Consider the following 12,092-nt stretch of genomic DNA (forward strand, 5'->3'; position numbering starts at 1 on the left):
GGCCGATACGCGTTAGTATGGCTACGCGGTCGTGGCTGATCATCTGCTGCGGGGCGTCGTGCAGCCGGTGTGGCCAGGCAAGATGTTTCGCAAGGGGCGAGGCGGAGATGAGCGAAGCGATAACCGCGCTCGTGAAATCCGTTTTACTCGAGATAGACTTCGCGATCTCGATCTATCTCGAAACGCTCGACAATGATCGCCGGCGGCCGGAGGCCGCGCGCGCACAGGCCGAACAAAGTCAGGCCGAAGCGGTTGACTTCGAGTGCGAAGAGGTCCGCGACGGAATCCTGCGAACGAAATCGTTCGAACTCGCCATCGTGGATCTATTCATGCCAGTGAAGGAGGGCATTTCGACCATCATGGAGAGCATCAAGCCTTTTTCCGGCGGCTCGAAAAATCTCCCGAGCGGACAGGGGCTCGACTACGCCCTTGCTCTCGGCGCGAACGACGCGATGGGCAAGCCGTTCTCCTCGGGCTGAAGCGCATCGCACAAAGCCAGGCACAGGCTGAAGGCCGCGAGCTCGATCGCCCCCTGTTCCAGGTCGACGCCGCGGATATGCTCGAGCAGCTGCTTGAGTACGGTGACGTTGATCTTTCGCCAGTCGTTGCGGCTGCGCCAATGAAGGATCAGCCGCTTATAGGCTTCAACTAGGAAGACCCCCGAGCCACAGGCCGGATCAAGGATCACTTCCTGGCGTTCGATCAACTGGAGACGCTACGCGCGGAGATCGAGCGCCTGGAACATCGGATCCTGGCTTGGCATCGGCAGGATGCGAACAGCCGGCGGCTCGCCACAATCCCGGGCATCGGGCCGATCACCGCCAGCGCCATGGCCGCCAGTGCACCCGACCCCGCACTCTTCCGCTCTGGGCGCCAGTTCGCGGCCTGGCTCGGCCTCACGCCTCGCGCTCACAGCAGCGGCGGCAAGGAGCGGCAGGGCGGGATCAGCAAAATGGGCGACGGCTAGGGAACTGCATCGCGCCTGGAGTCGATCTTGAGCCGGGCTGGGTGGCGCGGAAGCAGCACGGTCACACAGACGCCCTCATCAAGGGCGCGTGAGCCTGTATGAGAGCGGGGCCGTGATAGTGGACCAGCGTCTGCAGATGCTGCAGCAGCGCGCCCGGTGCAGCGCCCAGTAGGTCAAAGCCGATATTGCCAGGTCGAAGCAGCAGGTTGTCTCGACCGCTCAGATTCAAGCCGCACATCGACCATTGTGGAAAGAGCCTTTCGGTCGCTGGACCGGCGTCACGGACTTCGGGCGTCCGGTTTCGATCATCCGCGCAAATGCGCGAAAAACACGCTTGGACGTTCCTCTCAGGTCCTTCCAGGACCTGGACAAACACATAGCCGTCGGAAAGCAGGAAGCCGGTGATGCCATCCCGGCGATTATTGGCGTCCGATACCAGGAGAATGGCGCGCATGGTTTCATGCAGCGCCACCGCCGCCGATGCACTCGCCGTGCTGACATAGAGCAGTCGGAAGATGGGCGTCTGAACCAATTTCTCATCCCCCGGGGCTTGGCTTTCTCTCGATCACACGCGCCGTTCGACTAAACTTCGCGGGAACCAACGTGCAACGTCTCGCGTTGGCTCCCACTAGTCCGCTAAAATCCTGTTGAGTGCCCTCGCTTGCCTGCAAATTCGAAGACAAGCGCCCTTGATGCGACAGCGTATGAGCGGCTCATCCAGTCCGTCGTCGACTACGCGATCTATATCCTGGATCCGCAAGGCTACGTCGCCAGCTGGAACCCTGGCGCCGAGCGGATCAAGGGGTACGGCGCGGACGAGATCATCGGCGAGCATTTTTCGAGGTTCTATACGCCGGAAGACCGCGATGCGGGCCTGCCGGCCGAGGTGCTGAGACGCGCCGCCGCGGAAGGCCGCTTCGCCGCCGAAGGCTGGCGCGTGCGCAAGGACGGCGGGCGCTTCTGGGCGATGGTGGTGGTCGATCCTATCTGGGACGGCGACCGGATCGCCGGCTTTGCGAAGATCACGCGGGACATCACCGAGCAGCGCGAGGCCGCCCAGGCCGCCCTCGAAGCTGAGCGGCGTTTCCGGCTGCTCGTCCAGGGCGTGAGCGACTACGCCATCTACATGCTCGATCCCGAAGGCTACGTCACCAACTGGAACACTGGCGCCCAAGCGATCAAGGGCTACACCGCCGACGAGATCATCGGCGCGCACTTTTCCAAGTTCTACACGCCCGAGGATGTCGAGGCGGGGCTTCCCGCCAAGGCGCTGGAGACCGCAAGGCGCGACGGCCGCTTCACGGCGGAAGCCTGGCGCCGGCGCAAGGACGGCAGCCGCTTTTGGGCCAGCGTCGTGCTCGACCCGATCCGCGACGATGACGGGGAGCTCATCGGCTTTGCCAAGGTCACGCGCGATCTCACTGAGCGCCGCGAAATCGAGCTTGAGCTGGAGCGTTCGCAGCAAGCTCTGTTCCAGGCCCAGAAGATGGAAGCCGTCGGCCAGCTGACCGGAGGTCTCGCCCACGATTTCAACAACCTGCTGACCGGCATCACCGGCAGTCTCGAACTCATGAAGGCCAGGCTCGCCCAAGGCCGGCTGACGGACCTCGAGCGATACATGACTGCGGCCCAGGGCGCCGCCACGCGAGCGGCGACCCTTACCCACCGTCTGCTGGCCTTCTCGCGCCAGCAGACGCTCGAGCCCAAGGCGCTGGACGCCAACAAGCTTGTCGCCGGCGTCGAGGACCTGATCCGCCGGACGGTGGGCCCTGGCGTCGAGATCGAGACCGTCTTGGCGGCGGGCCTGTGGCCCTGCTTCTGCGATCCCAACCAGCTTGAAAACGCCATCCTCAATCTCTGCATAAACGCGCGCGACGCCATGCCCGGCGGCGGCCGCATAACGATCGAGACGGCCAACACCTGGGTCGACCCGGTTGGTGCGGTCGAGCGGGACATGGCCAAGGGGCAATATGTGGCCGTCAGCGTCACCGACACCGGCGTCGGGATGTCCGCGGCGACGATCGCTCGGGCCTTCGACCCGTTCTTCACCACCAAGCCCGTCGGACAGGGAACGGGTCTGGGCCTTTCGATGATCTATGGCTTTGCCAAGCAGTCCGGCGGCCATGCGCGCATCTATTCCGAGCTTGGGCAAGGAACGACGGTGAAGATCTACCTGCCCCGGCATAGGGGCGAGCCTTCGGACGCCGCCGAGGAACAAGCCGTGGTCCGCGCGCCCCGCGCGAACGGGGAAACGGTGCTGGTGGTCGATGACGAGCCCACGGTAAGGATGCTGATCGCCGACACCTTGGCCGAGCTTGGCTACGAATGCATCGAAGCCGCCGACGCGGCCGCAGGCTTGAAGGTGCTGCAATCGGACCTCGATCTCGACTTGCTGATCAGCGATGTAGGCCTTCCGGGCGGGATGAGCGGCAGGCAGATGGCGGACGTGGCCCGTACCCGGCGACCGGATCTGAAGGTGTTGTTTATCACCGGCTATGCCGAGAACGCGGCGATCTCCAACGGCCACCTGGAACCGGGAATGCACGTCATGAGCAAGCCATTCCCGATGGATGCGTTGGCGACCAGGATCAAATCCATCATCGAGGCGGGAGATTGAGAAAACGGGGTTGACGTTGAGCCCCTAGCACGACCGGGGCGTGGCGATGGACCTCGTTGAAGATCGCGTTCTTCTCGATCGGGCGGACGAATGACGAGTCCCGAGGAAAAGCCAAGTTCCGCGCCTGGCGTGGGGCGCCTAGGCGGCGCCACCCGAGCGATCAAATTGCGCGCGAGGATTGGCTCATTCAATTCTCCAGCCCGGCGGCCAAACCCGCGAGCTTCTCGGCAAGCTCGGCCTGTCGGAACGGCTTTGTGAGCCGCGGGAAGTCGGTCGAGATGCCCGCCTCTTCGGCATAGCCGGAGACAATCAGGCAGTGCAGGCCAGGGTGACGGCGGCGCGCGGCGACGACCAGCTCCGCGCCAGTCATCTCGGGCATTAGGTGGTCGGTCACCAGGATCTGTATTTCGATCTCATCCTCGAGCTTGCGGAGCGCCTGTGCGGCGCTTTCGGCTTCGACAACCCTGTATCCGAGATCAGCGAGCATGTCGGCCGTGCTGGACCTCACGAGGGTTTCGTCGTCGACGAGCAACACGGTCCCGGAATGCGGCCCAGGCGCAGACTCCGCGGCCGATGCAAGCGCGGTTGGATCGGCACCCGACAGCGGAAGCCATATCTTCACCGTGGTGCCCTCGCCAGGAGCGCTTTCCAAAGAGAGCGCGCCGCCGAGTTGAGCCGCCAGGCCATGGACCATGGATAGCCCAAGGCCGGTGCCGCGACCGATGCCCTTCGTCGAAAAGAAAGGCTCGGTCGCCTTGACCCTGGTGGCCTCGTCCATGCCCACACCCGTATCGTGGACGCAGAGCTGCAAGTACCGCCCGGGCCTCAGCTCGGACCCATGCTGGTGGTGAAAAGTCTCCATCCCGACATGGATCGTGAGCACCCCGCCCTCCGGCATGGCGTCTCGGCCATTCACCGCCAGGTTCAACAGCGCCATCTCAAGCTGGTTGGCGTCGGCCACCGCCGAGGGCAGGTCGGACTGCAAGTCGTACGAAATCCTGACCCGTGGGCCCACTGTGCTCGCCAGCAGGCTCTCCATGCCCAGGACCAGCGCCGCTAGGTCAATCGGCTGGGGTTGCAGGGGCTGACGCCGTGCGAAACCCAACAGCCGCTGCACCAGGGTCTTGGCGCGCTCGGCTGATTGGAGCGCACCATCGATCATGCGCCGCGATCGCTGATCCCCAACGCCCTTGCGCTGGAGCATGTCCAGGCTGCCGATGATCGGCATCAGGAGATTATTGAAGTCGTGGGCCACGCCGCCGGTCAGCTGTCCCATCGCGTCCATTTTCTGGCTGTGCCGAAGCATCTCGTCGCGACGGAGCTCTTCGGTGATGTCGCGGCCCACCGTATCGAAGATGCCTGATGCGGAGGCCGCGTCAGGCACCGCCGACCAGGCGAATGCGATAGCTTCGCCATCGGCCTTGAGGAGCCTGACGTGAAACTGATGCGCCGCTTCGCCTCTCGCCAAGGCGGCCACCACCTCGGCGGTCGTCCCAAGGTCATCGGGGTGGATGATCTCGGAAAACGGCCGCGTAAGCAGCTCTTCCTCCGTGCGCCCCAGAACGTGCGACCAAGCCGGGTTGACCGACTTGAGGTAGCCGTCGGTCGTCGCGACGCCGAACAAGTCTCGTGAGAGTTCGAACAGGCGCTGTCGCTGCTCGGTGTTTTGGCGCTCCGCCAGCACCTGAATGGTGGTCTCCAAGCAGGAGCAGAACATTCCTCCGATCCGCCCGTCGTCATCGCGCACCGGCGAATAGAAGAAGGTCCACCAAGTCTCCTCCAGGAAACCGCGGCGGTTCATGGTGAGCGGCAGGTTCTCGGACCAGGTGGCTTCGTCAGCCAGGGCGCGGTCCACCAGCGGCTTGATGTCATCCCAGATGTCCCACCACACTTGCTGAAACGGGCGTCCCAGCGCGCCGGGGTGCTTGTCGCCGAGAATCTCCGCGTAGGCGTCGTTGTAGAGAAACGTAAGTTCGGGGCCCCAGGCGATGAACATGGGCTGTCGAGACCCGAGCGCGATGCTCAAGGCTGTCTGGAGCGCGCGAGGCCATGACGCCATCGGCCCGATTGGCGTTGCGGTCCAATCGAACGCTTGATGGCGCTGCCTCATCAACAGCCGCTGGGTGCTCTCCGGGGCGGTCAGCTGTCCCTCCTCGTCGTTGCCTAGTTCAACGCGCAGCCCTATCGCAGCGAAGGATAAATCCAGCCCCTACTGTCTAGTTCCACCAGGGATTTGCGGCCCCATGTCCTATGCGGAGGTGAGCTCGGAGACGGTTGGCTATGTATGAATGGAAATCCAGTAAGGACCTGAGACGCCATTTTCACCCGGCCACCGACGGACTAACGTCCTTTACCTTGCTATGCGGCAGGATGCGCGGCGCGGTGGTGTCACATTTGCGCTCAAGGGTGAAGTGGAGGATGGGCCGAACAGCCCGGATCACCAGCACTGTGCTCGACGCCTGGCTTCGACGCACTTTGCCAGTCGCAGCAATTGCGATCAGCCAGTCGCACGATTGGAGTCAGAAAATCGTGAAAACCCGGAACGACGTGGCAACAGATCCAAGGCGGGCTGCGACTCGCAGCTATCGGAGTCAGGGACAACATAAAAACAAAATCCGCCAATATAACGATATTTCACGTCTAACAAAGATTATCGGAAATAAGGATTGATCGCTCAGTCTCGTCAGTTCGGTGACCTTCAAGCCGTCTCGATTCTTAGTTTTCAGACGCCGAAGAACTGCGGACTACGACTACCTTTGTGCCAGACGCGGGCCACAAACGGTCTGCGCAGCGCCGGATCCATGTTCGCGCGGGTCTCTCGACAAAGAAATGCACGGCGAACGCTGCAACGAGCGTGAGCATGAGCAGGCAGGCCACCTCCCACCACGCCAGCACGTAGGCGCTCGAGCGTTGGGTCAGAGCGGAGTTGACGCCCTTCCATCCAATCAGGATGGGCATGTGCACCAAGTACAAGGCGTAAGAGGCTTCACCTGCGGCCAACATCGACGGCAGGGCGACCGCGCGATCGGCGCCCGATTTGGACAGAAGGGCTAGGCTGAGGACCAAGGGTCCGGCTGCGGCCACCACTACCCGCTCGTCCGCTTTGAAGTGCATCAGCAGCAACAGAATGATTGCCGACAGCCAGGCCGCGCCGATCGCGTGCGGCCGAGGCAGGTGCACCCGCTGTCCCAGCCGGTAGAGACCTATCCCATAGAGAAACTCGGGTATGATCCGCAGCACGCCCATGTTCAGTTGCGCGTGGACGACCAAGTCACCAAACACCGCTTGATAGGCCAGATCCAGCGCCACGAAGACCAGTGCCGACAGGGCGAGCAGGATCCAGGGTCGACGGGCCAGGACGAGGCCGATCCAGGCGAAGGCGGGAAAGGCGAGATAGGCGAACCATTCGGCGGAAAGCGACCATGAGGGACCGTTCCATGCCGCCACGACCGTTTCCGGCAGCCAAGCATGCACCAGTAGGACTGTCGTGAGCAGGCCGAGGGGATTGTAGAGGCGTCGATCGAACTCTGCGCCGACTAGGGTTCCCGCGCCGACCATCACCAGCACGAACCCCAAAACGGCGATATGGGCCGGGTAAACACGTGCAAAGCGCGCCGCCAAGAAGCGGCGATAGTTCAACTGCCCGTCTTCTAGCGCCTGACGATAGGCATGGGTGAGGACGAAGCCAGACAAGATGAAGAAGGCGTCGACGCCGAGCCCGGCTCGATTGAAGATGCCCGTCGAGGCCATGGCGTTCCAGGGCCATTGCAATTGGTAGTGGAAGAGCACGACTCCCAGAGCCAGCACAAAGCGGACCGAGGTCAGCGCGGGTAGACTGTTGGGGAAGGACGTTGTTTCACGCCCAATCTGATCAACGATTTGCATTCTAGCCCCCGCCCTGCTGCGTATACGCGCGGGGAGCAGGTCAACCCTCATCGTCTTATTGAACCGCAATTCCACCAGTCGTCGGCACGCCAGTGACGGACGCAAATGGAGCGCGCCAAAAATCATCAGGATCGGCGAGGGCTAAGATCGCACCGAAACGTAGTGACAGGGACGAGATCGCCCTAGCTGCATCTTAGTGACCAGTCGCAGGACCTTAGACGATGACTCAATTTGACCGCCGGCAGTTGTTGCGCGGAGCAGCCGCGTTGGGCTCCAGCCTCGCAACAGTCGCTCTTCTTCCCAGTTGGGCACAGAGCGCGACGCCGGGCCTCCTCTCGACCCTGCCAACGCTGTCGGGTCAGGACATCAAGCTGACCATCGGCCATGCGCCGGTGACGATCGACGGTAAGCGTGGACACGCCGTGGCAATCAACGGCACCGTTCCTGGCCCTCTGATCCGCTTGAAGGAAGGTCAGACCGTCCGGCTCTCGGTCACCAACGCTCTAGATGAGGAGACCTCGATCCACTGGCATGGGCTGCTCGTTCCCTTCCAAATGGACGGCGTGCCGGGCGTCAGCTTTCCCGGCATTCCGCCCGGCGAAACCTTCGTCTACGAATTCCCGGTCAAGCAGTCGGGCACCTACTGGTATCATAGCCACTCGGGCCTTCAGGAGGCCGAGGGTCACTACGGCCCCCTCGTCATTGAGCCGGCCGAGCCTGACCCGATCGCCTATGATCGGGAGCATGTGATCGTGCTCTCCGATTTCAGCTTCATGCACCCCCACCTGATCTTCAAGCGCATGAAGCAGCAGGCCGGGGTGTTCAATTACCAAAAGCAGACCCTCTCCAGCCTGATGGCCGGCAAGGACCAGACGCTCCAGGAGCGGATGGAGTGGGGCAAGTGGCGGATGGACCCCACCGATATCTCAGACGTCACTGGCGCGGTCATGTCGTTCCTGGTCAACGGCCACGGCCCCACCGACAACTGGACGGGCCTGTTTACGCCCGGCGAGCGGGTCCGCCTGCGGTTCATCAACGCGGCCGCCCAGATGATGTTCAACGTGCGGATTCCCGGGCTGAAGCTGACTGTGGTCGCCGCTGACGGTCAGACCGTGAAGCCGGTCGAAGTCGATGAGTTCCAGATCGGCAATGCCGAGACCTACGACGTCATCGTCCAACCGACGCAGGACAAGGCCTTCACCCTGGTGGCCGAGGCGGTTGACCGCTCCGGCATGGGTAGAGCGACGTTGGCCCCGCGCGCCGGGATGACCGCCCCAGTTCCGCCGCTGCGCGAACGTCCGTTGGCCACCATGAAGGACATGGGCATGGACATGAGCAGCATGGACATGAGCGGCTCAGGCGCCATGGGCGGCATAGACCATGCCGCCATGGGGCACGACATGGCGGCCATGGCTGCCGCTCCTGGCATGGCCGCGCCCAAGCCGCGCGGCTCCGATGTCATGGGCGACATGGGCGGCATGAAGATGTCGATGCGCGACCCGCTGAACGCGCCTCAGATCAAGCTAGGCCCTGGCGTGCAGACCATTACACCGATGCCGATCGACCGGACCGGTGAGCCTGGCCAGGGCTTGGAAAGCGTCGGTCACCGAGTCCTGGTCTACAAGGATCTGCTGGCCCTGACGCCCAATCCCGACACCCGGACCCCGACCCGGGCCCTGGAGATCCGGCTGACCGGCAACATGGAACGCTTCATGTGGGGGTTCGACGGCCAGAAGTTCAGCGACGCGACCAAGCCCTACGCCTTCGACAAGGGCGAAAGGGTGCGGGTCACGCTGGTCAATGACACCATGATGGCCCACCCGATCCACCTGCATGGCCACTTCTTCGAGCTGACCCACGCGCCGGTCGGATTTGGACCTCGCAAGCACACAGTCATCGTGCTGCCTGGAGGCAAGGTGTCTTGGGACTTCACTGCCGATCCCGGCGACTGGGCTTTCCACTGCCACATGCTCTACCACATGCACGCGGGCATGTTTCAGGTGTTCAGCGTGCGGCCTCTCGAAGGAGGCGCGGCATGAACCGGCTCGTCGTAGTCAGCCTGTTGCCGCTCGCCTTGGCCGGGCCAGCCATGGCCCAGACCATGGATCATTCCTCGATGCCGGGCATGACCATGCCCGCCGCGCCGGCCAAGCCGGCCGCCAAACCTGCCAAGCCAGAAGCGGCGGCTCATCAGCATCAGGTGGCCCCCGCTGCAGCGACCGCGAAGCCAGCGACGCCCGCAGCCGGCGAAGCCGATCCGCACGCCGGACATGACATGTCGGCGGGAACGATGGACCATTCCGCCATGCCGGGCATGGACATGGGGGCGCCAACAGAGACCAGCACAACAATGGGTGATCTGGAGGTCCCAACGGGGCCGCCGCCGGCGGCGCCAATCGACTACGCCGCCGACCGCGTGTTCTCGCCGGCCGCCATGGCCACCGCGCGCGGCCAACTTCGGCGTGAGCATGGCGGCATAAGCAGCTCCATGGTCATAGCCAACATCGCCGAGTGGGCGCCCGGGTCAGGCAAGGACGGCTATCGCTGGGAAGGCGAGGCATGGTTTGGCGGCGACATCCATCGCCTTGTGATCAAGACCGAAGGCGAAGGCGAAGGCGTCGTCGGCGACGGCCTTGAGCAAGCCGAACTGCAAGCGCTCTATTCCCGCGCGATCGGTCCCTACTTCAATCTGCAGGTAGGGGTGCGGCATGATTTCGAGCCCAATCCCACCCGCACCTACGCGACTGTCGGATTCGAGGGCCTGGCGCCCTATTGGTTCGAGGTGAGCGGCGCGGCCTTCCTATCCGACAGAGGCGATCTCTCTGGGCGGCTGGAAGGCTCCTACGATCAGCGCATCAACCAGCGCCTGATCCTGCAGCCGCGCGCGGAGTTCAACCTCGCCGCCTCGAATGACGCGGCGACCGGGATAGGTTCTGGCCTGTCGAGCGCGGAGCTAGGCTTGCGGCTTCGCTACGAGATCCGCCGGGAGTTCGCCCCCTATATCGGCGTCACCTACGACCGAAAATTCGGGAAGACAGCCGACTACAGCCGCGCCGCCGGCGAGGATGTCGAGGATACTCGCCTGGTGTTTGGCCTTCGGGCCTGGTTCTGACCCAATATGCCGCGTGCGGCAGGAGACCCTGAGAATGAAACACCTACTTTCGACGCTTGGCGCCGGCCTGTTGCTGATCACCGGCACAGCGCTGGCTCACGAACCAGCCAAGCCTGCCACCGCATCCTCGAACAGCCTGGCCCCGGCGGCCAAGTCCGCAGCCCTGGCCGTAGACGGCTTCCATGCGGCGCTGGCGGCGGGCGACACCGAAAAAGCCCTGGCTTTGTTGGCGCCCGACGTTCTGGTGTTTGAGGAGGGCGGCGCGGAGCGATCGCGGGCCGAATATGCCAGCCATCACTTGGCCGCCGACGCGGCCTTTACCCGCGCTGTGCCCAGCACGCCGCTGTCACGGTCGGGCCTGGCCCAAGGCGACCTAGCCTATATCGTCAGCGAAAGCCGCACGACGGGTGTCTACGGCGGCAAGCCGGTGGACCGCCTGTCGGCCGAGACTATGGTCCTTCGCCACGAGCCGGCGGGTTGGAAGATTGTCCATATCCATTGGTCTTCCCGGGCCGCCAAGCCGAAATAGTCGATCGCCCCTGCCCTGCCGGAGCCCACCCGTGACCCGCTTGATCCGTCGCCCCCTCCTCGCGCGCCGCGCCCTGCTGCTGGGGGCCGGCGCCGCCACTCTACTGGCGGCCTGCGCGCAAGGCGCCGAACCCCTGGCTATCCAAGTCTACAAGACCCCGTTCTGCGGATGCTGCACCAAGTGGGTCGAGGCCTTGAGGGCAGCCGGCCTCAAGCCGTCTATCAACGAGCTGGACGATCTGACGCCGGTGCGGGCCACCTACGGCGTCGACGACACCCTGTCTTCGTGCCACACCGCACGGATCGGCGGCTACACCATCGAGGGTCACGTACCGCCGTCCGACATTCTTCGGCTGTTGCAAGAACGCCCCAAAGCGTTGGGCCTGGCGGTCCCTGGAATGCCGATCGGATCGCCCGGCATGGAAATGCCCGGAGCCGTCGCCGAGCCCTACGCGACCCTGCTGCTGCTTGACGCCAAGGGCGCGACCCGGGTTTTCGCCCGCCATGGCTGATCGGCGCCTGACACCGATTTTTGCGCTTCGCCGCGAGGGACAGGGCCCGGGCCGTGCGTATGATCTGTGGGCGACCGGGGCGTCGCACCTTGGAGACATCCGATGACTACCAAGACCACCTCCACCGTCCTGGCGATGATCGCCGCAGGCGGCCTGATGCTCGCCGCTTCCCAGGCCGCAGCCCACGCCAAGCTGGTCAGCGCCAATCCCGCGCCCGACGCCACAGTCGCCGCCCCCAAGGCGATCAGCCTGAAATTTAGCGAGAAACTCGAAGCCAAGTTCTCCAGCTTCGAAATCGCCAAGGCCTCGGGCGGTGCCGTGCCGGTCAAGATCAAGGTCGCCAAGGGCGGGATGGTCATCGACGGCGCCCTGGCCGCGCCGCTTGCGCCGGGCGCGTACAAGGTCAGCTGGCGCGCGGTCACCGCCGACGCCCATCGCATCAACGGCGCTTACAGCTTCACGGTCCGCTAA

The 12,092-nt window shown here is 63.9% G+C and carries 11 protein-coding genes and 1 pseudogene; 8 read left to right on the top strand and 4 right to left on the bottom strand.

Features of this window, described 5'->3' with window-relative positions:
• The first annotated feature begins 107 nt into the window (after positions 1 to 107).
• The gene (locus CSW63_RS00960; RefSeq protein ID WP_062097753.1) at positions 108 to 479 is read left to right on the top strand and encodes a hypothetical protein; all 372 of its coding nucleotides are present in this window, start codon (positions 108 to 110) and stop codon (positions 477 to 479) included.
• Here CSW63_RS00960 and CSW63_RS00965 read toward each other — a convergent pair.
• A complete protein-coding gene (locus tag CSW63_RS00965; RefSeq protein ID WP_231737523.1) occupies positions 422 to 688 on the bottom strand; it encodes a DNA methyltransferase in 267 nt (88 codons plus the stop codon). The genes CSW63_RS00960 and CSW63_RS00965 overlap by 58 nt on opposite strands.
• Positions 689 to 700: 12 nt before the next feature.
• On the opposite strand from CSW63_RS00965, the pseudogene CSW63_RS00970 reads away from it, so the two are divergent.
• Positions 701 to 964 (top strand): annotated as a pseudogene (locus tag CSW63_RS00970) (transposase); the annotation flags it as partial.
• Positions 965 to 1,028: 64 nt separating this feature from the next.
• Here CSW63_RS00970 and CSW63_RS00975 read toward each other — a convergent pair.
• Positions 1,029 to 1,499, bottom strand: a complete 471-nt coding sequence (locus CSW63_RS00975) for a BLUF domain-containing protein (RefSeq protein WP_062097757.1) — start codon at positions 1,497 to 1,499, stop codon at positions 1,029 to 1,031.
• 129 nt (positions 1,500 to 1,628) lie between these two features.
• On the opposite strand from CSW63_RS00975, the gene CSW63_RS00980 reads away from it, so the two are divergent.
• Positions 1,629 to 3,584, top strand: a complete 1,956-nt coding sequence (locus tag CSW63_RS00980) for a PAS domain-containing sensor histidine kinase (RefSeq protein ID WP_062097759.1) — start codon at positions 1,629 to 1,631, stop codon at positions 3,582 to 3,584.
• A gap of 187 nt (positions 3,585 to 3,771) precedes the next feature.
• Here CSW63_RS00980 and CSW63_RS00985 read toward each other — a convergent pair whose 3' ends face one another.
• Both CSW63_RS00985 and CSW63_RS00990 read right to left on the bottom strand, forming a co-directional pair.
• Positions 3,772 to 5,580: a PAS domain-containing sensor histidine kinase gene (locus CSW63_RS00985; protein WP_168193567.1), complete on the bottom strand. Its 1,809-nt coding sequence runs from the start codon at positions 5,578 to 5,580 to the stop codon at positions 3,772 to 3,774.
• A 719-nt stretch (positions 5,581 to 6,299) separates the two neighbouring features.
• Positions 6,300 to 7,469 (bottom strand): acyltransferase, encoded by a 1,170-nt coding sequence (locus tag CSW63_RS00990; RefSeq protein ID WP_099504440.1) that lies wholly within the window; start codon positions 7,467 to 7,469, stop codon positions 6,300 to 6,302.
• A 221-nt stretch (positions 7,470 to 7,690) separates the two neighbouring features.
• Here CSW63_RS00990 and CSW63_RS00995 point away from each other — a divergent pair, with 221 nt between their 5' ends.
• The 5 genes from CSW63_RS00995 to copC all read left to right on the top strand — a co-directional run bounded on the left by CSW63_RS00995 (position 7,691) and on the right by copC (position 12,092).
• Positions 7,691 to 9,508, top strand: a complete 1,818-nt coding sequence (locus CSW63_RS00995; protein WP_099504322.1) for a copper resistance system multicopper oxidase — start codon at positions 7,691 to 7,693, stop codon at positions 9,506 to 9,508.
• On the top strand, positions 9,505 to 10,581 hold the full coding sequence (locus CSW63_RS01000; RefSeq protein WP_099504324.1) for a copper resistance protein B: 1,077 nt from the start codon (positions 9,505 to 9,507) through the stop codon (positions 10,579 to 10,581). Before CSW63_RS00995 ends, CSW63_RS01000 begins: the two co-directional genes overlap by 4 nt.
• Positions 10,582 to 10,615: 34 nt before the next feature.
• Positions 10,616 to 11,110 carry a DUF4440 domain-containing protein gene (locus CSW63_RS01005; RefSeq protein ID WP_099504326.1) on the top strand — a complete coding sequence of 165 codons (495 nt, stop codon included), beginning with the start codon at positions 10,616 to 10,618 and terminating at the stop codon, positions 11,108 to 11,110.
• A gap of 31 nt (positions 11,111 to 11,141) precedes the next feature.
• Entirely contained in the window at positions 11,142 to 11,621 is a 480-nt protein-coding gene (locus tag CSW63_RS01010; protein ID WP_246841999.1) for a DUF411 domain-containing protein, read from the top strand.
• 102 nt (positions 11,622 to 11,723) lie between these two features.
• Positions 11,724 to 12,092 (top strand): copper homeostasis periplasmic binding protein CopC, encoded by a 369-nt coding sequence (gene copC, locus CSW63_RS01015; protein ID WP_099504328.1) that lies wholly within the window; start codon positions 11,724 to 11,726, stop codon positions 12,090 to 12,092.

This window comes from Caulobacter sp. FWC26 (genome assembly GCF_002742645.2).
In the GTDB taxonomy this organism is placed as follows: domain Bacteria; phylum Pseudomonadota; class Alphaproteobacteria; order Caulobacterales; family Caulobacteraceae; genus Caulobacter.